The following is an 18,282-nucleotide window of genomic DNA, read 5'->3' on the forward strand; positions in this document are numbered from 1 at the left end:
GTGCGGATGTCACTGCGCACTGTGCCGGCCGTTTTGGCGGTGCCACCTGTGGTGACGAAACCACATCGGTGATGTGTCCGCTTAGCTCTCCTCAGAGCTTTGAGAGTACATCGCCCGAACAGAAGGGGCGGGGTCCTGACCCGACAGGACCCCGCCGCCAGCAGCCCGTACGCGCCCACGGGGGAGGGGGGCGAGCTGCGCACCTCGAGAACCTGAACCGTTCTCGGGTCCTGTAAGGCTGGTGGGTGCAGCCCCTAACGAAATAGATCTGGACATAAGGAAGGGAAGTTGCTAGGTCTGCGCCCCGCGAAGTGCCTAGGTGGAGATTCACTGGGGCATACCCCAATGCAACGGCCAATTAGTGTCACGGCGTGCGTGGCATTAGAGCGTGTCTCGCTCCTTTCGCCACAGATACGCGTCAGGGTCTAGGAATGATGCAGCAGAAAACGTGGGTCGTGGTGTACATCCGGGTGAGCTCCATCGATCAGAACCTTGGCCGGCAGCGCGAGGGCATTCGCGGCCTGGACTGACTTTGTCGCAGTGGTCAGCGCCACAAGCATCCGACGGCGAATGGTCCACCTTTCCATCGCCAGCCGTCCGGCGCCCCTGCCCCGAGTCGGGTGACGTAGGTCATCAAACGACGAGGAGGGTCCAGGCGTGCCGTGTCGGTTCCACCTAGGGTGGGACCATGACTGTGATGCAGTTCGTTCAGACGGCGCCAGGGCGTCGTCGTCGAAGCCGCACGCGATGACCAGGTCCATAACCACGTCGTCGGAGATGCCAACGACGACGGGCAAATTTCGATACGAAACGGACCTCGTCGAAGCGCTTTCACCTACTGTGGCGGACTCTGTGTTCCGGCGCGGAGATCCTGACGTCGTCACCTTCCGGGAAGTCCCGGCGGCGCGCGGGGTGCCCGATCTGGTTATGGTTCGATTCGACCCAGTCGCGCTCAGGGCGCGAGCCGCCCATGCGGTCCAGCCGCTGAGCAGCGATCGTGAAGTGCGGATCGTGCAGCTCCTTCGCCGCGCCGGTAGTCTCGATCGCGGCGACATCGCTCGAGGGACAGGCTTACCGCCGGAGTATTTACGGCGCTCCGCGTTGCCGATGCTGGAACAGCTGGGGTGGCTACAACTGCAAGCCAAGGACGTCGTGCTTTGTCCGGGAACAGCGCCAATTGGGCGGCGCGTCGTGACGGTTGAGGCTAAGCTGCGCGACTGGTTCCGCGCCTTCAACCAGGCGCGGGACCAGTACCATTCCGCCGATGCGGCATATATCGCCCTTGACGAACGCTCCAGCGGTTCTCTGCAGGATCAGGTCAATGCCATCGCCCAGCGCGGCGTCGGAGTGATCCTGGTCAACGCGGACACTAGGCGTCACCGCGTCATCGCTCGCCCACATCGAGTGCTTGACCGCCGGGCAACCGCCGTTGGTCGTGAGCTCCTAGCCGAACGAAGTCACGCCCTCTGGTCACGCGGAGAACGCACCGGACAGGTGTCACCTGTGTTCGGCTGGTTCCCCCCGACGAACACACCCCCCGACTGACTTGCGGTGGTCCGTGACGTGTCAGCGGATCGTCTGCCAGACGGGGAGGTGGGTAGGACTGTTGGCTCCGGCCGGTTTGTCGACTTGAGCTAGCGCGTTCACCCATCCAAGTCCGCGATCGATCGCGCGGCGCGCAAAGGCAACACGGACCGCAGGCTGCATCTTGGCTTGAAGGTTTCCAACCGCGTTAAGGTAGTGCAGCCCTGCGACCGGCTTAGAGTGCCCGTCTCTGTCGATTTCATCGAGGAACCTAGTTCGAAAGTCGCGGTGTCCGGGGAGGGCTCGGAGGCGATCGAAGACGGTGGCATCCATCGTGTGCAGCAAGAAACGGTCGAAGAGTCTCGGGATTTCCTTCGGGGGCGCCTGCCCAGGCCGGCGACCCATCGGTCGTGGTCGTGCGAACGTCTGATCGGCAGCGGACGCACCGGTCGAGAACCCTGCAGCGCCGAAGGCGCCCATGAGCCACCCGGTGAGGGACGCATTGGCGAGAAAAAGTTTCTTGTCCTCGCGCGCAGCGGTCTCGGTAAGGATGCGGTACCCGCGGAGGATGTCTGGGTCGGCGAGTTGGCCATAGGAGTTTGCGGTGTCCGGCCACCAAAATCGCAGGTACCAGTGTTGCTCGTTCGACTCCACTAGCTCGCGGAGTAGCAGGTTTCGCAGCTCCCGATTAATCAGCCACTGCTTGTCCATCGTCAGGTTGACGAACATGGGACCGTCTTCCACGACTGCTCGGCTCTCGCGCACGATCAACATCGCCTGGTCCAGCGCTGCCGCGGCATTGATCGTCCCGACCCATCCCGTGGCCGAGAGCGCGACGGTGGCGCCCACCCGGTACTGGGCCCGGATGACGTTGCGTATCCACGCTGCGTCCACGGCGGTGGGGAGCGTGTTGTAGAACGTGAAGGTGGGATCACGTTTCGCGGGCTCGAGTTTTCCTATCCCCTCCCAGGTGGAAAGTGGGTGTCGGAACAACACGGGGTCTGCGATGCGCAGCGGGACGGTCCCGACCGAGGAAAAGTACTTGCTGATCGCGGATTCGGTGTTGCCCCACATCTTCATCGCGGTCCCGACGCCGAGCTTCTTGCCGTGCTCATCCATGAGCGCGTCGAACACCTCCGGAAGCCGGTTCATGTGCTGTGCACTGCGCTGGGTGATGAAGGTGGGGACCTTCCCGCGGAGCATGCGGTTCAGGGATGCGGTGGTGGGCTGGTCTGTCACTTGGTGGCCTTTCGCAGGTCCTTGAGGGCACGCTTCGCGGTACCGCGCTCGAACGCGTCCTCGCTCAGCAGTCGGAGAACGACCTCGCGGAGGGCGTCGGGGAGGTGTGCGGGAAGCGCTCGAGGGGGGCCCGTGATCTCTTCCGCAACCTCGTCTTCAGTTTTCCCGCTGAGGGAGGTGATGTAGGGGTGCTGCCCAGTCAGGACGGTGAAGAGGATTACGCCGCACGCCCACAGATCAGAGCTCTTTCGGGCGCGTTCGCCGCGCAGCTGCTCCGGCGCCATGAACAGCAGCGACCCCACCCTCTGTGGGTAGCGCGTCATCGTCGTCTCCGTGGCGGCTTTCGACAGTCCCAGGTCGATCAGGACCGGGCTGTCCCAGCTGCCGTTGCGGAGCATGATGTTCTCGGGTTTCAGATCACGGTGCACCCGGTCTACGGCATGCAGTTGCTTAACCGCATGCAGGAGCTCCGTGGCGAACGCAAGGGCGTCCGCTTGCCCAGGGACCCCGTCGGTGGCCAGGTTGTCCTGGACACTGCCACCCGGCAGGTATTCGCAAAGCAATGCGGTGTAGTCCGTACCGCCGATTGAGACCGTGCGAACCTCGTGCAACCCCATGATCCGCCGGCTCGAGATGTCCGTTAGGCCCGCGATCTCGCGCTCCACCAAGCCCGGGTGGAAGTTGTGTGGCTGTAGGAACTTGACGGCCGCCGAACGAGGTTCACCGTCGATGAGGACATCGTCGACCCGCCATGTCTCCCCGAATGTCCCCGCGCCGAGGAACGTCGATGTCGTTCCCCCGACCGCGGTCGCGGCGTCTGCCGGCGTCAATGTCGGCTGGTTCACGCATTCCCCTGTCTGATCATCCAGCTTTCATACTGACGCATCTTCAACTAAAGGTTCTAGGCCGCAAACAGGTGACATTGGTGAGCGGCTAGAGGTGTCCGATAGGCGGTCGTTCATCGGGACACTCTTCGGGGCCTGCCACGGTCGGCCGAGATCAAGTGGCGCCTGGCCTGCGGATTCGCGTATGCCTGTCCCGCAAAATTGCCCGGTGAAGGGGGTGCAAACGCTACAGCCGTCGCATGCTCATCGGCTACGCCCGCGTCTCAACGTCCGGACAGGATCTCGCAGCACAACGTGATGGTCTTTCAGCGCTCGGTGTTGGCGATCAACACGTGCATGTTGACCACGGCCTCTCAGGGACGACTCGAGCACGGCCAGGCCTCCGCGAGGCGCTCGCTGCCTGCCGCGCCGGCGACGTCCTCGTGGTCACGAAGCTCGACCGGTTGGCCCAGTCCCTCCGTGACGCGACAGACATTGCCGACGAGCTGACGAAAAAGGGTGTCGCCCTGAACCTCGGGGGAGCGGTCTACGACCCCACCGATCCCGTGGGCCGGCTGCTGTTCAATGTCCTCGGGATGGTGGCCGAGTTCGAGGCAGACCTGATCCGTGCCCGCACGCGGGAGGGCATGGCGATCGCGTAGGCCGCTGGCAAGCTTCGCGGACGAAAGCCCAAGCTCACCGCCTCGCAGGAGAAGCACCTCGTGCAGCTGCACCGCACCGGAGAGCACACCACGAGCGAAATCGCCGAGCTATTCGGTGTCGCCCGGTCAACGGTGTATCGAGCCATCCAGCGTGGAGAGCAGGCCCAATGAGCTTGGGCTCAACGGAAGCAGCGGGTCCGCTACCTCCAGCGTCGACGCCACCGCTCGGCATGAGTTGCGAACGCGAGCATCGCGAGACCCAAGCCATATCCGAGCGCTATCCAGCCCCAGCCCGGAAGGGCAAGGCTTCTTCCTGAGGACCATTCCGTGAAGTCATCAGGGACAGTCGTCGCCCACCGGTACGAGCTGTCGGCGATGAATGCGACCCCGGCGGCGTACAAGGGGACGACCGCCCAACCTGCAGGTTTACGTGCGGGCTTGGGCATGAGTACGAACATAGAGCGAACACCCCTCGCAGGTCTGCCCGGTCGCCGGTCCCTAACCCAAATACCGCACGGGGCCCTAGCCTCAGGGCATGACTGTGTTCTGGCCCGCTCTCATCGTCGGTCTTGTGCTGCTGGTCTCGGGTGCTCTTGTCCTCCGGAACTCAGCGTCTCTCGCGTCTTGGCTAGGAAAGACGAGCAGTCGAGTGCCCGGTCGCGAGGGAGTTGATGGTGCCTACACCTCACGGAACGCCAAAGCCGCCGGAATCGGCTTTGTGGCCATCGGAACATTGGGCATCGTTCTTAGCTTCCTGAACCTGAATTGGTAGGTGCAGCGTCCGGTAAGCCATCGTCCAGGGAGCTGGGCACAAAGTGGTCCGATACTCGGAGGTGGCCATGAACAAGTACGACCCTCTTCCGGGAAAAACTCAGCGCGGGGTTCGTACTGCTGGTTTGACCATGGCTGCGATGGGCGTGCAGGGGACATTCCTGTACCGAGCCATTTTCGACGTGCCCACCTTTGCCTCGTGGATGCTCTGGCTAGGCGTCTTCGTCGTCCTGTTCGTTGGCTTCATCTACAGAGGCATCAAGGACGCTCGTCTAAACCGGGCAGAACAAGCAGCTTGGAACGCGAAGTTCGAGGAACAGGAACGGCAGAAACGCACCTCATCATCGCGAAACTCCGAGAAGCGGCTTGGGACAAGCCTGCCCGACGACTGGACCTAGTCAGCCACGACGCCCGATAGGGGATCCTGCTCCGGGCGTCAGGGCGGACGCGACGGCGGGGTGTCAGGGCAGCAGCAACGACTCCAGTTCTTCGCGGTTGCCTCTGAAGGCGTTCATATCGATGAACTTTTCGTCGCCGTCGTACCCGTCGAGCTGCTCGCGTGCCGACCACTGCCAAAAGGCCCAGTCGCGGTGGTCGGTGAGATGCGGGGAGGTGGCGACCGAGCGGAACCAGATGGGGTTGTCGGGGTAGCTCCCGGCGAGGTATCGCTCGTACCAGTCGCGGGTCGCGTACAGCACGGCCGGTCGGCCGTAGTGCTGTTCGATGGCAAGCAGGAGCGGGTCCAGCGCTTCCTTGACTGTGGCTGCCGGGGGAGGGCTATCGCAGTACTTGGCGTAGCACTCGACGTCGACCACGACGGGCAGGTCGCCCCGGTTCCGGGAGACGGTGGCTATGACGTTGGCTGCTTGGTCGGTTCCCGGGCTGTCGACGCTGAGAAAGTGGTAGGCGCCGACGAGCAGGTCGGTGTCGTGGGCTTCGGCCCAGTTGCGGGCGAACCGGGGGTCTTGGTAGCTCGAGCCTTCCGTCGCCTTGATCCAGGCGAAGTCGATGTCCTGCGACGCCAGGACGTCCCAGTTGATCGTGCCTTGGTACGCGGACACGTCGACGCCCTGCACCGGGTACCGGAGGGCCGCTGTGCGAGTGGGCCAGAGCGTGCCCGTGAAGAGAAGTGCGGCGATGACGAGCAACGTGAGGGCGACTGCGGCGGCCGAGATGGCGACTCGGCGCTGTCGGCGTCGTCGAGGAAGCGCGCCTGCTCGGGCTGAGGCGTCGTCTCTGTTCTCGTGTTCGTTCACGTTGGGCTCCACAGGAGACGAGGCTACGGGGGCAGGGCGAGCGGGCACGTTCTCGAACCCGCTACCGGTTCCGGCAGATGATCCCAGTGCGTGCTGCAGCTCGCGGGGCGTCGAGCGAGCCGGTTGGTCTCAGGGGTTGGTGCGCCTCCAGACCGCAACGACGTTCTGGCCGCCGACCTGTCCCTGACCGTGCTGCAGGTAGCCCGTCCTCTCTGAGGAGACGACGATCGAGTCGGCCCCGAGGTCTAGGAGCTCCTGCTCGACCATCGTGGAGTACCCGGGACTGTCCGGCAGTTGCTCGATGACCCAGCCGTCGGGCACCTCGACGGCGCCCTCGACGTACTCGATGCCCATGCCCAGCATCGAATGCTCCACGGCCTCCGAGGTGATGACCTTGGCCCCCTCGGGGAAGTCCACCCCTGTCACGGCGCTGATGGTCTCAAGCGGTACGTCGTGGCAGCGCGTGGAGAAGGGGTTGCAGACGCCGTACTCGCCCGGCTCGTTCAGCTTCGTGTTCACCGCGATGATCGGCGCCGCCACGACACCCGCGACGATGAGCCCGATGACCAAGAACAGGCCGACGAGCAGAAGCAGCTGCCGGCCGAGCCGGGGCGGGGCGTACTCGTCCATCTGCCCATCCTCAGCGACGGCGACCACGGACGCGTCCGCCTGGCGCCCGAAAGGGGTGCGCCCTGCGGATGACTCGTCAGACGGAAGTGTCCCAGGTGAGGAAGACCACCCCGACGAGCACCGGCACCGGGGAAAGCAGCGCGATGATCACGCCACCGACGACGCTCGCTGCGCGCTTGTCCATCGCCAGCCAGATGCCGCCGACCACGCCGAGGGCGCCGACGATGATCAAGGTCAGGGAGAACGCCACCGGGGTCCTTTCGAGAGCGTCGATGGCCGGCTACGAGATGGAGATGCCCGGCGCCACCGTCACCAGCAGCACCACGGCACCGATCAACAGCGGTACCAGCGATCCGACGATGATCACCACGCCGGCCGCGACGCTGAACTTCGCACTGACGACCTCTCGGTTCCGAAGGAGGAACACGCCGGCACAAAGACCTGTGAGGCCTGCGGTGAGGCACACGAGCGCGAGGGTCACGGTGCAGATCCTGTCATGAGATGGATCGTTGATCGCTTCAGAGGCCGTCCCAGATGGGGATCGGTCACCGGTCTCGTGGTGGTTCGGCCAGCCCGAGACGCGGCACCAGCCGCGCCCGTGATCGTCAACCGTCTTGGCTCCATGCACCGATCATGGAGATCGTCGTGGCGAACTCGTCGAGGGCGGGCCTATTCAGGAATGCGTGCCGTGTCCCAGGGAGGACGTGATGCTCCAGATCGACTCCCGTGGCGCCGAGTTCGGCGGCGAAGAGGTCACCGGATGCGCGCATGTTGTCGTGCTCGGCATTGACGACGAGGGTGCGAGGGAAGTCGCCGAGTTCGTGGCCACCCGGGAATGCGAGGCGATGGCTCAGTGAAGCTCTCGACCCGGCGTAGTTGCGGTTCATCACGTCCAGCGCCCACGGAGCGTGAGTGATCCGGCGGTGCTGACGAGATCGCTGACGAGGGTCTCGCGCTCGAGGGTGCTCGGAGTGGAAGAAGCCGTAGACGAAGATGGCGCCTTCCGGGCGAAGACCCTCATCCATGGCACGAAGGGTGGCCGCGGCGGCGAGACACGCCCCCGCACTTGCCCCACCTAGGATCACGCCTTCAGGTGATCGAGCACTCACTTCGCGATACGCCGCGAGGACGTCATCCAATGGCAGAGGGAATCGCCCTCGAGCACGTCCTGTCCGTGATCTGACCCAGCTCAAGCCCGGAGGAGGCGCCAAGCGGTAGCCCACGGTGGCCACAGCCAGTCCCTGCCGTGCGAGCGCTCCTGCAACGTCATGTGCTTCCGGTTGGTCGAGGCTGCCTCGGAAGAAGCCACCGCCATGCAGCCAGAGCAGGGTGGGGCCTGAGGCCGATTCCCCGCCCGCTGTTGGGCCGTAATAGCGAACGGAGACCGTGTCCTTAGACCCGTGAGCGATCTTCGATGCGACACGAGCCGGATCAGTTGACCGCATGGTGTCCGGTCTCGAGCGAGCAGTGGCAGGGCGCAGAACGAGCTTGCGTAGTGCTGTTGGTCATGGGACAAGTGGACCAGCTGGGTGCACCGATGTCGTCCACCTCGAGAAGCATTCGAGTCGGTGAGAGGCGTCCGATAGGGGATCGTTCACCGAGATACGTTTCGGACTGACCTATCGAGACAGTCGGCGCCCCGTAGCTGCGGGGGAGTGGCTAGCCTCCGCCGTGGATCGGTGGCCGATCGTCTATCGAGACGCCTCAGTAGCCCATGACGGCACGCTTCATGCGATTGACCCACCAGCCGATCGTCGCCCAGTACAGCCCGCGCCCGACCAGACTGACGACGATCCAGAGCCCGGCTGCAGTCTTGGTTGCTACGAGCGCGACGAAGGCGACTCCGATGGCCGCGATGAGGGCTCCAAGGCCCGTGTGAAGCATTTCCATGGCCGGACCGTAGCGGTACCCGCCGACATTGTTGCCACGAGAGGGGCACGCGAGTTCTCACCCGCATTTTTCTGTCTGGTTCCAAACTTCAGAGCCCAAACGACGTCGACGTGGACGGCAGGTGTCGAGATCACCGCGGTGCTGGTCGAGGGCCATCTCGACCATGCCCACGGTGTCTTCGCAGGCAGAGAACCGCAGCGGGGAGAACCCTGGCGCGCTCGTAGTGGCCTGCGTCTCATGGCTCCAGAAATTCGCGGACTAAATTGCGGGCATGACAACAGAGACTGCGTGGGCAGTGTGGCAGCGGTTGGCCAAGCAATTTGCCAAGGAAGCCCTCGCTCGCAAAGTGCCATTCACAGATCGACGTGACGGCCCCTGGTGGGAGAGGGACCGTCACGAGTGGAAGTTTCGCGTTGACTACAGATGGTCTGAAGGAGCAGGGGGTTTGCACAGGTTTGTCACCATCACCAGGAGGGGCCGGCTCACGGTGAAGGCGCAGGAGCAGTCGCGCCCATTCACGGCGACCTCAAGTGAGGGCAAGGCGGAGTGCACGCCTGTTGAAGAGGCCACGGCTTGGGAGGCCATGTCTACTTACATTCGCCGGAAGGCCAGGGCCTAGAAGATCTGCTTTGCAGCTTCAACAGTCACGTCATCGCCTCGATGATCCTGTAGCCGACGGGGGTTCAGCTATTCAGCGGCCGCGACGGAACTCTCGGCCATTGCAGCCGCCTGCCTTCGCTTCATGTCCTCGATCAATTCCGCGAAGTCGGTTTCGCGCGCCTGCGCGCCTGGTCGAGGTACGAGCAGCCGTTTTGCTTTGTCCTCGGGGCGCTCGTCCAGCCGCGCAAGATCGACCGAGTACGTGTTCCGCCGTCGAATCGCCGACAGTGAGCCACGGCCAACCGGAACCCGATCCACTGTGATGATTCCAAGAGTGTCGAGTTCATCGATTCCCTTGCGGCGAGTGGTCTCGCTCAGCCCGTATCGCTTCGCGGCTACAGAGGGGGAGAACCAGAGGTCGTCGTAGTACTTACCGCGAGTCTGTTCGAGCAGGACCAGAAGCATGGCGACAGCGGATGTGCTCAGTGTTGCCATCCAGCCCTGAGTCCAGAGCCCTGTTGGTAGCTGCGTGTACCGGGGTGCGTTCTTGGGCAGAGCTAGGCCTTCGCGTTTCTCCCAGTGGCTACCCGGATGCGTATACGCGGCACCCCGACCGGTCTCCTCCCGGAGGATCAGGCGAGACGGCTGGCCTGGCCGCTTGTCGACTTCAAGGAAGTCACCTTCCACGAGGCGTCGAACCGCTGCGTTGACTCGAGCTGCCCCTCGGGTTTCCGGTTCGTCTAGTCCGAGCAGCTCTGCCCACACCCGGGCCGGTTGCCGGACGTCGTAGGGCTCCTTGACCGCTATCCAGAGCATCGAGAGAAGAAGTTTCAGCTTTACCTCGCCACCTCGGCCACCGCGCATCATCAGCGTCATGGGTGGCGGGGTTTCTGGGTCCATCGAGACGATGAACGACGATCGCACCGCTACTCGCTTCCGAGCCAGGCGACCAGCCAGCTGGGTTGCACGCTCCCGAGACACGTCAACTGCATCCATGTCGGGCACCTTCCAGGAAATTACGATGGAGTGATCTCATACTACGCTACACAAACCATGGCTGAGGCATCACGCAAACCACGGGTTTGACCCTACGCAGACAACTAATCCTAGCAATTCCTAGCCGATAGTGCTACGCTGACGATGGGTAGGTTGCGTTGGGCGACAAGTTCCGCTACCGTTGTGTCTACAGCAGCCAGACCGCAACGGAAGTCCAGGATCCCGCGCGGCAGTGAGAACGGTTGGGCCAGACGTCGTGTCTGCCGACTCTGCTGTGACGGGGTAGCCCTTGACCTGAGTCGCCGCGGCGATGACGGCCAGGGGCTACTTCTGTGTCCAGCTACACGAGTCCGTGAGCCGGAACTGACGGCGGGGCGCGGGTGGTTCGACCGAACCGCGTGATCAGTCCGTCTTGTGGGGCGGCGCGGTAGTCAGCGGAGTGAAACGTCGCTGATACAGGGCAAGATGGTGTGGTGACTCTTGGTGCGCGCGATCCGCTCGACAGCGCGCCTCTGCGGAAGGCGCGAGGAGCGTTCTTCACGCCTCCCAAGATCGCAGCGTTCGTGGCGGATTGGGCCGTTCGCACGCCGCAGGATGCCGTGCTGGAACCTTCCGCCGGTGACGCCGAGTTCCTTGTGCATGCCGTCGCCCGTCTGCATGACCTCGGCGCCACCGAACCTCATGTGCACGGGGTGGAGCTGCATCAATGGAGCGCTGACTTCGGCGCTGAGCGGATCGCAGATGCGGGCGGCAGTGTCGACATGGCGGTGGGCGACTTCTTCGACACCCCCGCGGCGGCCCGTTACTCGGCCGTCGTCGGAAACCCGCCCTACATCCGGTTCCAGGACTTCGCCGGCGAGTCGCGCGCGAAGGCACGCGCCGCTGCGCTGCGAGGCGGCGTGGCGCTCTCCGGGCTGGCGTCGTCATGGGCAGCCTTCACGGTGCACGGCGCGTTGAGCCTGCAACCTGGCGGACGTCTTGGCTACGTCCTTCCGGCGGAGCTGCTGCACGCGAACTACGCCGCTCCAGTGCGGCGGTTCCTGTTCGAGAACTTCTCGCGGGTGGACCTCGTTCTGTTCGAGGAGCGGGTGTTTGCGGAGGCCGAGACGGAGGCTCTGCTGCTGCTGGCCGACGGTTACGGCGGCTCCACCGACCATGCCCGCATCCGGCAAGTTCAAGATGCAGACGCGCTGACCCTCGACATGCCGGCAGCCGCGACCTGGACCCCGACCGACCCGTCCGCAAAATGGTCCGGGTCGACGGTCAGCCCAGAAGCGGCCGGCATCTACGCGAAGCTCATCCTCGGCGGCACGTTCACGGCATTGAAGACCTGGGGCGAGACGACGCTGGGCATGGTCACCGGCAACAACAAGTACTTCGCACTTAGCCCCGACCAGGTAGAGCAGCTAGGCCTGCTTCCCCGTGAGGTATTACGTCTCTCCCCGCCAGGATCAAGCCACCTGAGAGGGCTCGAGTTCTCGACTCGTGCTCACACTGAGCTGGGACGGGCGGGGAAAAGAACCATGCTGTTCCGTCCCTCAGTCGACCCCTCCGATGCGGCCCTCGCATACATTGCCCAGGGCGAGGCCGACGCCGTTCACACGGCCTACAAGTGCCGCGTGCGGAAAGACTGGTGGCGAGTGCCCCTCGTCGCTAAGGCCGACATGCTGCTGACCTACATGAACGCCGACACTCCGCGCCTGACGACCAACAGCGCCGGAGCGCTACACCTCAACTCCGTCCACGGGATCTACCTCACGGCCGAGCACAAGAAGCTCGGCCGCGAGCTCCTGCCCGTCGCCGCTCTCAACTCAGTCACTATGCTCGGCGCAGAATTCACCGGCCGCGCATACGGCGGGGGCATGTTGAAGATGGAGCCCGGCGAAGCCGACTTGTGGGCCCTACCATCACCCTCGGTCGTAGAGGCCGCGAGGGACGACTTGCTCGCGATCCGGCCACAGGTAGCAGGGAAGCTGCGCAACGGAAACGTCCTGGACGCGGCGAAGCTCGTCGACGATGTGCTCCTAGTTCGTGCTCTCGGCATGCGCCGACACGAAGTCGCAGAGATTCGCGCCGCGCGTGCGGCGCTGGCCGGTCGACGGGAAGCGAGGAGCCGACGTGGCAACGGTTGACGACCGGCTGATCGCTGCGATCCGCTCTTGCGGATCCAAGCCTGGGAACGACGCCCCCCAGGCGACGAAGAAGAACTACAACGAGAAGTTGTCTGCGGCAGTCGCTCTCGCGGTCTCGTCAGAGTTGCGCGCGCGAGGCATGGACGGCGCACGACCCACCGGACCAGGGGAGGCCGGCACGAGCGGTGCCGAGCGGCGGCTCGCAGGCGGCATCGGCGCAAAGAAGGTCGACGTCACCTGGGCCACCGAGGAGTCGGGTCTGATTCTCGCCGTCAGCGTCAAGACGATTCTCTTCCGCGACGGCAAGACGCTGAACTTCCAAAAAAACCTCACAAACCGCCGCGCCGACCTCCTCAATGAAGCGGTCACCCTGCACCGACGCTTCCCCTACGCCGTCTTGGCCGCGTTGCTCATCTTCGACGTCGGTGCCGAGAGCGACGGCACTGGGCGACGCAAATCCACGTTCCTTAACGCGGGTCCCCGCTTGCGACTGTTTACTGGCCGTCAGGACCCAGCGGGGCGTGATGAGCAGTACGAGAAGTTCTACGTCCTTCTGGCCGACCTCAATGACACGGCGCCTTCGCTTCGCGCGTTCGAGGCGAACGACCTCGCTACCGAGGTCCCACTAGCTGAGGCTTTCAACACCCTTGTCGCCCTGATCGGCGAGCGGAACTTCGATCTGTACGAAGGGCTCGACGGACACGTCAGCAAGGCTTGACCCGCGTTCGAGCATCTGCTGACCTCAGCCGCGTATCTGCAAAAAAGCCGGGTACAACGAACCTCCCGGCAGTGCACGCATGCCTCAGAAATTCGTCGCGTCCGACTGGCGATCGTCTTTCGGGCACCTTTGGCCGCTCCTGGTCAGAGTCGTCGACACATCGGCTACTGAAGCCGACGCTAAAGAAAAACGACACTGGGCCCCAGTTTCCTAGGGCCCAGTGTCGGTCGATGCTTTACGGCAGGTCTTCGGCTGGCGTGAAAAGTTCCGGCGAGCTGCGCATCGCCCTATGAGCCGCAACGATGTCAGAGTCTCCTAGGGCTAGAAGCTCAGCTGCTGTGTGGCTCTGAACCCGTTCCAGCTTGAACGCGCCAGGCAGGGCGGAGATGCGGTAACGGCCAGCGGCCACGCCACCACTCTTCAGGGATGCACGCCCACGTTCGTCGACGTCGATTTCAATCATCGTCATGCGGGTCCTCCAAGTGACTAATCAATGACTCGTCACTGACAATACACCCACTCTGGTCTACTACCCAACTGCCCGAATGACCCCGTATCCCATGCGCCCACATTGGGCTGCTAGACTAGGTAGATGGAACTTCGGTATCAGGACGCTACAAAAGCGCGACTTCGCTTCTGGCGCGACAACGACCCTCTGCTCTACTCGGCGGCCAGTACGGAGTTGAGAGCGATCAAGGGCAATCCTCGCGGGCATGGCATCGATGGAACTCCTCACGTTTCGCGCGTGACGACCTTCAACGTGCCCGGGCGCGACGACGACTACGTAATTACGTGGGACGCGCAGGCGACCGCCGTTTTCATCGGTGATGTCTGCCCGGTGGAAGAGCTGCGGCAGCGAGCTCGCCTGCGCTAGAGGTAATCAAACTGTCTTGACGGGGGTGGAACGTACGCTCCCGCCGTGGGAGTTCGAGGGTCAGGACAGGCAGCGGCGAAGATTCTGCGCCGGCCGATCCCGACGCACCCGTTCGCGGTGCCGCCGGCACCGGGACAGTTCGGTGTCTGGCAGGTCCGCCGGGTTCGCTCTGCGCCCCTCGGCTACGTTCTCTCGCGCGCCGAGTTGGGTGGCATCGTCTACCACTGCTACGCCCACGGCCGGGACGATGCCGGCGGGCGGCCCTGGCTACGCAGAGATGACAGCCTGAACAGCGCCGTCGCGTGGATGATCCAGCACGAGGCCGAGCTGTCGGCCCTGACGGGCCGCCTGCGCCCCGAGCCGGACGAGTGGCCGTCGTGACCGCGGGTAGCGCCCGGTCATGAGCTGGTTCGTCAGGCACCGTCCCAAGGGCGACACGAGCGCCGAGGCCGTGGCCGTCGAGGTCAACGCTCCGACGCCGACCGACGCGATCGACCAGGTGCGCGCCACGCTGCCCGAGGATCGCATCGTGACCTCGGTCGCTCCCTACTGAGCCCGAGAGAGCCGTCAGGGGCCGCGCGTAGCTTGGCCCCGGTCAGCTTCGCCCCAAGCTGGCCACGAGCTGCCGGGCGGCCCCTAACCCGCTAGCCAGCAGCAGCCCCCGCATTCCGACTCCCCCCAGCCGGGCGGGGGCTTCTTCGTGCGCGCAGACCGTTCTCGAGACCGGTGCCAGCCGAAAAGAGCTTGCGTCAGATGACGGCGTAGGCGATGGTCGCAGCCCCGACGACGCCAGCCGCGCAGAGCGTTACGAGTGCACGGCGAGACATAGAGCGATTGGCGCGAATGTCTCTCACCATGAGCACCATCGCGACCACGGCGATGACCACCATGACGCCGACGCCTAGAAGGATTACGACTCGCATCATCACGGGTCGACCGTAGCGAACCGCCCGCTGCGCAGTCCGGGGGAGTCGCTGCGCTCCCGGGGAGCCGCTGCGCGGCGCTGGGTGCCCTTCGGGCACGTCTTTTTGCCGTGAAGCCTTCGGCGGCTCGGTCGCTGCGCTCCCTCGTAGCCACCTCCGGGTCTCCGTTCAAGTGGCTACGCCACCGGCTCCTCCGAGATTTTCGGCACGCGGTCGCGGGGCTCCCTTATTTCGCGCCGAAATTCTCTCCCCTGCCGCCCTCCGGGTTGCACTGCGCCCTCCGGTCGCTAAGGCGGAAAACCGCCTTCACGGCAAAAAAACGAGAGGGAGAGGAAGCAAATGCAGAAGCAGCAGATAACCACCGTGACCACGTTCGTTCCGGTCGTCGGGGAGGGCGATTTGCAGCGCCAGCTCCGCAATTTGGGCGAGCGCGACTCGGACCTTTCGACGTTCGCGCGGAACGGGTGGGAACTCGCCCACACGGCGACCATCACCGGCCCCGAGGTCATGACGTTCGTCGACACCCTCACCCGCACCGACAGTGAGTGACACAGGACGGGAGGGACCTATTCGAACTAGGTCCCTCCCGCTCCATCCATCATCACCGATCGACCCAGGAGCAGGAACCATGACCACCACCGCTACCAAGACCCGCCGCCCCGCTAAAACCGCCGCGCCCCGCAAGAGCATGGAGGAGAAGAAGGCCCAGGCCGCCGCCCTTCACGAGTCGATCGCGACGCAGGTCGAGGCGCTCCGCGACTCGGACCGCTGGACCGCATTTCTCACGTTCGCGTCCGCGTTCCACTCGTACAGCCTCAACAACGTGTTGTTGATCCTCAGCCAGCGCCCCGACGCCGAGCGCGTCGCGGGGTTCCGCAAGTGGCAGGGCCTCGGCCGTCAGGTCCGCAAGGGCGAGAAGGCCGTGCGGATCTTCGGCTACAGCACCAAGAAGGTGACCGAGGAGGACGAGAACGGTGACGAGGTGGAAAAGCGCGTCGCCAGGTTCCCCATCCTCTCCGTGTTCGATATCGCCCAAACCGACGTGATCGAGGGGGAGACGGACCGCACGATCGCCCGGCAGCTCACCGGCGCCGATGACCACGGGATCGTGGACGCGCTCAGCGCCTACCTGGACGGCGAAGGCTGGACCGTGGAGCGCCAGGACCTCAGCGGCGGCCGCAACGGCTACAGCGGCCCCGAGGGGCAGCGCGTCGTGATCGGGAACCACCTCAGCCCCGAGCACGCCGCAAAAACGATGATTCACGAGACGGCGCACGTGCTCATGGGCCACGTCGACGACCTCGCGGAGTACGCCGAGCACCGCGGCCTCATGGAGACAGAAGCCGAGAGCGTCGCCTACGTCGTCGCCGGGCTCGTCGGGTTCGACACCAGCGCCTACAGCGTCGGCTACGTCGCCGGATGGGCAGACGCCGACGTCGAGTTGATCCGCGAGGCCGCCGCCCAAGTGCTCGCCACCGCGCACCAGATCGCCGCGATTCTCGACCCCGAAGACGAGGACACCGACGAGGCAGACGCCGCCTGACACCGGCCGGGGCCGCGGCTAGCGCCGCGGCCCCTCACCCCAGCGGCCCAGCCGCCACCAGAGCCCAAGACCCCGCAGGAGAACCGCCGTGATCATCACCTACAGCCGCCCCCAGGACCTCGCCCCCAAGCAGCTCGACCCCGCAGCACCCGCCGCCGACCTCGACCCCGACGGGTACGAGTGCCAGGCCGAAACGGTCGACGTCATCGGCACCCCGTGGAGCTGCACCCGCCGCCCGGCTCACACCGACGACGAGCACCGCGCCGTGTACGGCCAGCTCGGAGACGGACCCGCCGAAGCCGTCGCGATCGCGTGGGCGTACGAGCACGGAGGGGCCGGTTACGGCCCCGCCTCTCCCGAGCCCGTGCACACCATCACCGTGACCGTGACATTCCCCAAGTCGGCCTCGACCGGCGTCGCCGCCGACCGGATCGCGGCCGACGTTCTGGCGAACTTCTGGGAGTGCGATCACGACCACGTGCGCGTGGCCGTCACCAGCTCGACCTGTCCCGCCTGACCCGGCGGTGCCCGGCCGCCCGCGAGCGGCCGGGCGAGGGGCCAGCCCCTCGCGCTCCCCGCCATGAGCCAATGGTCGACGAAGCTTCAAAGCACGCGTGGCGCGTCGTTTCGAACACTGTCGAGAAACGCACGAAGAGCGTCGAGGCTGATGCGCTTCCGTGACCCCAGGTCATGGTGCGGCATGTCGCCCTCTGTCAGCATCTGGCTCAGCGTCGGAGCTGACACCCGTAGAACTTTGGCTGTCTCATTGAGGGAGAGGTACGGCGGCAACGAGGCCAGCGGGTCAGGCCACATCGACGATGACTGTCCCGGGATGGTCGAGGTACTCGCCATCCAAGCTTCGAACTCCACCCGCAGCACGAGCCATGACTTTCTGATCCGATACGCCGGCATGCGGTTTGTCTTCGCCCACGCGTTGATCGTCGCCGCACCAAGACCAAGTTGAGCCCCGACCTCAGCCGCGCCCAGGGTGCAGCTGGACTCACAAATAGTGCTTTCGAGCATTTCCGTCACAGGTATGGCTTACGTGATCGCAAAGAAGCGGCCACGTTGTTACGCAGCCGCTTCGGCGGACTCGCCCTCGCCTTCGGTCGGCTGCGTCGCCGCGGTGGGGAAAGTGTCACCGTCGTTCCCGGCCGGTGCCTTCTTGACGTCGCGTAACGCGACTCCGAGACGCGATGCAACCTCGGCGCGTGTGATGCCGAGAGCCAGCATCTTCTGCATAACCGACTCCGCTTCGGTGCGGGCGTCAGTGCTCCGCTTCTCCGCACGAGCGCGAACGGCAGCGACCTCCCTCTCGGTCGCCACCTCGATCTCATCGAGTGAGTCCGCGGCGACAAAGTAGTCCACCGCGAGCTGTTCGAGCTTGTCCTGCCGTTCCCGGAAATCGGCAGCCTTCTCGCGCGCCCGGCGGCGCGCCTCGGTCTGCTTGGCGGACTTCCGAACCTCAGCCATGAGCGGCCCCCTCCTATTGGTGCCTCCAGTATGCACGCACCCTTCGTGCGGCTCGGGATGGCTCGGTGCTCTGGCACCGGTGACGATCCCGGCGGGGTCGTCGTGGCCCTGGTCGGGCCAGCGGCTCGGTCTGCCCGCGGCCCGGTTCCCGAGCCCGACGTGCAGCCACGAGCGCGGCTCGGCCTTAGCTGCTCGACCGACGTTCACTCCCGCGACTTTCCTCGTTC

The 18,282-nt window shown here is 64.8% G+C and carries 22 protein-coding genes and 1 pseudogene; 11 read left to right on the forward strand and 12 right to left on the reverse strand.

Annotation, left to right across the window (positions count from 1 at the left end; genetic code table 11):
• Positions 1–747: 747 nt before the first annotated feature.
• Entirely contained in the window at positions 748–1,545 is a 798-nt protein-coding gene (locus AC3CCI_RS15725; RefSeq protein WP_488628714.1) for a hypothetical protein, read from the forward strand.
• 21 nt (positions 1,546–1,566) lie between these two features.
• Here the strand turns inward: AC3CCI_RS15725 and AC3CCI_RS15730 are convergent, their stop codons facing one another.
• Both AC3CCI_RS15730 and AC3CCI_RS15735 read right to left on the reverse strand, forming a co-directional pair.
• The gene (locus AC3CCI_RS15730; RefSeq protein WP_488628715.1) at positions 1,567–2,763 is read right to left on the reverse strand and encodes a hypothetical protein; all 1,197 of its coding nucleotides are present in this window, start codon (positions 2,761–2,763) and stop codon (positions 1,567–1,569) included.
• Positions 2,760–3,608, reverse strand: a complete 849-nt coding sequence (locus AC3CCI_RS15735) for a serine/threonine-protein kinase (RefSeq protein WP_488628716.1) — start codon at positions 3,606–3,608, stop codon at positions 2,760–2,762. The genes AC3CCI_RS15730 and AC3CCI_RS15735 overlap by 4 nt, the downstream gene beginning before the upstream one ends.
• Before the next feature lie 239 nt (positions 3,609–3,847).
• Here AC3CCI_RS15735 and AC3CCI_RS15740 point away from each other — a divergent pair.
• Together AC3CCI_RS15740 and AC3CCI_RS15745 are read left to right on the forward strand one after the other, a co-directional pair.
• Positions 3,848–4,420 (forward strand): annotated as a pseudogene (locus AC3CCI_RS15740) (recombinase family protein).
• A gap of 668 nt (positions 4,421–5,088) precedes the next feature.
• A complete protein-coding gene (locus tag AC3CCI_RS15745) occupies positions 5,089–5,418 on the forward strand; it encodes a hypothetical protein (RefSeq protein WP_488628717.1) in 330 nt (109 codons plus the stop codon).
• A gap of 63 nt (positions 5,419–5,481) precedes the next feature.
• Here the strand turns inward: AC3CCI_RS15745 and AC3CCI_RS15750 are convergent, their stop codons facing one another.
• The 7 genes from AC3CCI_RS15750 to AC3CCI_RS15780 form a co-directional block, all read right to left on the reverse strand.
• Entirely contained in the window at positions 5,482–6,276 is a 795-nt protein-coding gene (locus AC3CCI_RS15750) for a GH25 family lysozyme (protein WP_488628718.1), read from the reverse strand.
• A 129-nt stretch (positions 6,277–6,405) separates the two neighbouring features.
• Entirely contained in the window at positions 6,406–6,906 is a 501-nt protein-coding gene (locus AC3CCI_RS15755; protein WP_488628719.1) for a hypothetical protein, read from the reverse strand.
• Positions 6,907–6,982: 76 nt separating this feature from the next.
• A complete protein-coding gene (locus AC3CCI_RS15760; RefSeq protein ID WP_488628720.1) occupies positions 6,983–7,156 on the reverse strand; it encodes a hypothetical protein in 174 nt (57 codons plus the stop codon).
• 30 nt (positions 7,157–7,186) lie between these two features.
• The gene (locus AC3CCI_RS15765) at positions 7,187–7,387 is read right to left on the reverse strand and encodes a hypothetical protein (RefSeq protein WP_488628721.1); all 201 of its coding nucleotides are present in this window, start codon (positions 7,385–7,387) and stop codon (positions 7,187–7,189) included.
• A gap of 124 nt (positions 7,388–7,511) precedes the next feature.
• Positions 7,512–8,387 carry an alpha/beta hydrolase gene (locus AC3CCI_RS15770; RefSeq protein ID WP_488628760.1) on the reverse strand — a complete coding sequence of 292 codons (876 nt, stop codon included), beginning with the start codon at positions 8,385–8,387 and terminating at the stop codon, positions 7,512–7,514.
• Positions 8,388–8,610: 223 nt separating this feature from the next.
• Positions 8,611–8,796, reverse strand: coding sequence for a hypothetical protein (locus tag AC3CCI_RS15775; protein ID WP_488628722.1), 186 nt, complete (start codon positions 8,794–8,796; stop codon positions 8,611–8,613).
• 687 nt (positions 8,797–9,483) lie between these two features.
• The gene (locus AC3CCI_RS15780; protein WP_488628723.1) at positions 9,484–10,320 is read right to left on the reverse strand and encodes a hypothetical protein; all 837 of its coding nucleotides are present in this window, start codon (positions 10,318–10,320) and stop codon (positions 9,484–9,486) included.
• 545 nt (positions 10,321–10,865) lie between these two features.
• On the opposite strand from AC3CCI_RS15780, the gene AC3CCI_RS15785 reads away from it, so the two are divergent.
• The 5 genes from AC3CCI_RS15785 (at position 10,866) to AC3CCI_RS15805 (ending at position 14,669) form a co-directional block, all read left to right on the forward strand.
• Positions 10,866–12,524, forward strand: a complete 1,659-nt coding sequence (locus AC3CCI_RS15785; protein ID WP_488628724.1) for an N-6 DNA methylase — start codon at positions 10,866–10,868, stop codon at positions 12,522–12,524.
• Entirely contained in the window at positions 12,511–13,242 is a 732-nt protein-coding gene (locus tag AC3CCI_RS15790) for a hypothetical protein (protein ID WP_488628725.1), read from the forward strand. Before AC3CCI_RS15785 ends, AC3CCI_RS15790 begins: the two co-directional genes overlap by 14 nt.
• 592 nt (positions 13,243–13,834) lie before the next feature.
• A complete protein-coding gene (locus AC3CCI_RS15795; protein ID WP_488628726.1) occupies positions 13,835–14,116 on the forward strand; it encodes a hypothetical protein in 282 nt (93 codons plus the stop codon).
• Between the two features lie 45 nt (positions 14,117–14,161).
• On the forward strand, positions 14,162–14,497 hold the full coding sequence (locus tag AC3CCI_RS15800; protein WP_488628727.1) for a hypothetical protein: 336 nt from the start codon (positions 14,162–14,164) through the stop codon (positions 14,495–14,497).
• A 19-nt stretch (positions 14,498–14,516) separates the two neighbouring features.
• Entirely contained in the window at positions 14,517–14,669 is a 153-nt protein-coding gene (locus AC3CCI_RS15805) for a hypothetical protein (protein WP_488628728.1), read from the forward strand.
• Between the two features lie 196 nt (positions 14,670–14,865).
• On the opposite strand, the gene AC3CCI_RS15810 is transcribed toward AC3CCI_RS15805, so the two are convergent.
• Positions 14,866–15,045 (reverse strand): hypothetical protein, encoded by a 180-nt coding sequence (locus tag AC3CCI_RS15810; protein WP_488628729.1) that lies wholly within the window; start codon positions 15,043–15,045, stop codon positions 14,866–14,868.
• A gap of 333 nt (positions 15,046–15,378) precedes the next feature.
• Between AC3CCI_RS15810 and AC3CCI_RS15815 the strand changes: the two genes are divergently transcribed.
• The 3 genes from AC3CCI_RS15815 to AC3CCI_RS15825 all read left to right on the forward strand — a co-directional run bounded on the left by AC3CCI_RS15815 (position 15,379) and on the right by AC3CCI_RS15825 (position 17,099).
• The gene (locus AC3CCI_RS15815; protein ID WP_488628730.1) at positions 15,379–15,588 is read left to right on the forward strand and encodes a hypothetical protein; all 210 of its coding nucleotides are present in this window, start codon (positions 15,379–15,381) and stop codon (positions 15,586–15,588) included.
• Positions 15,589–15,667: 79 nt separating this feature from the next.
• The gene (locus AC3CCI_RS15820; protein ID WP_488628731.1) at positions 15,668–16,582 is read left to right on the forward strand and encodes an ArdC-like ssDNA-binding domain-containing protein; all 915 of its coding nucleotides are present in this window, start codon (positions 15,668–15,670) and stop codon (positions 16,580–16,582) included.
• A gap of 88 nt (positions 16,583–16,670) precedes the next feature.
• The gene (locus tag AC3CCI_RS15825; RefSeq protein WP_488628732.1) at positions 16,671–17,099 is read left to right on the forward strand and encodes a hypothetical protein; all 429 of its coding nucleotides are present in this window, start codon (positions 16,671–16,673) and stop codon (positions 17,097–17,099) included.
• A gap of 86 nt (positions 17,100–17,185) precedes the next feature.
• On the opposite strand, the gene AC3CCI_RS15830 is transcribed toward AC3CCI_RS15825, so the two are convergent.
• Complete coding sequence (locus tag AC3CCI_RS15830; RefSeq protein ID WP_488628761.1) at positions 17,186–17,605, reverse strand: helix-turn-helix domain-containing protein; 420 nt, start codon at positions 17,603–17,605, stop codon at positions 17,186–17,188.
• Positions 17,606–17,653: 48 nt separating this feature from the next.
• Complete coding sequence (locus AC3CCI_RS15835; RefSeq protein ID WP_488628733.1) at positions 17,654–18,055, reverse strand: hypothetical protein; 402 nt, start codon at positions 18,053–18,055, stop codon at positions 17,654–17,656.
• Positions 18,056–18,282 lie beyond the last annotated feature (227 nt).

Source organism: Frigoribacterium sp. CF331, assembly GCF_057787905.1.

Excerpts from the sequence above, each read along its gene's own strand:
- AC3CCI_RS15725 (WP_488628714.1), top strand. The coding sequence starts at position 748 with ATGACCAGGTCCATAACCACGTCGTCGGAGATGCCAACGACGACGGGC.
- AC3CCI_RS15745 (WP_488628717.1), top strand. The coding sequence starts at position 5,089 with ATGAACAAGTACGACCCTCTTCCGGGAAAAACTCAGCGCGGGGTTCGT.
- AC3CCI_RS15755 (WP_488628719.1), bottom strand. The coding sequence starts at position 6,906 with ATGGACGAGTACGCCCCGCCCCGGCTCGGCCGGCAGCTGCTTCTGCTC.
- AC3CCI_RS15775 (WP_488628722.1), bottom strand. The coding sequence starts at position 8,796 with ATGGAAATGCTTCACACGGGCCTTGGAGCCCTCATCGCGGCCATCGGA.
- AC3CCI_RS15795 (WP_488628726.1), top strand. The coding sequence starts at position 13,835 with ATGGAACTTCGGTATCAGGACGCTACAAAAGCGCGACTTCGCTTCTGG.
- AC3CCI_RS15805 (WP_488628728.1), top strand. The coding sequence starts at position 14,517 with ATGAGCTGGTTCGTCAGGCACCGTCCCAAGGGCGACACGAGCGCCGAG.
- AC3CCI_RS15815 (WP_488628730.1), top strand. The coding sequence starts at position 15,379 with ATGCAGAAGCAGCAGATAACCACCGTGACCACGTTCGTTCCGGTCGTC.
- AC3CCI_RS15820 (WP_488628731.1), top strand. The coding sequence starts at position 15,668 with ATGACCACCACCGCTACCAAGACCCGCCGCCCCGCTAAAACCGCCGCG.
- AC3CCI_RS15830 (WP_488628761.1), bottom strand. The coding sequence starts at position 17,605 with ATGCTCGAAAGCACTATTTGTGAGTCCAGCTGCACCCTGGGCGCGGCT.
- AC3CCI_RS15835 (WP_488628733.1), bottom strand. The coding sequence starts at position 18,055 with ATGGCTGAGGTTCGGAAGTCCGCCAAGCAGACCGAGGCGCGCCGCCGG.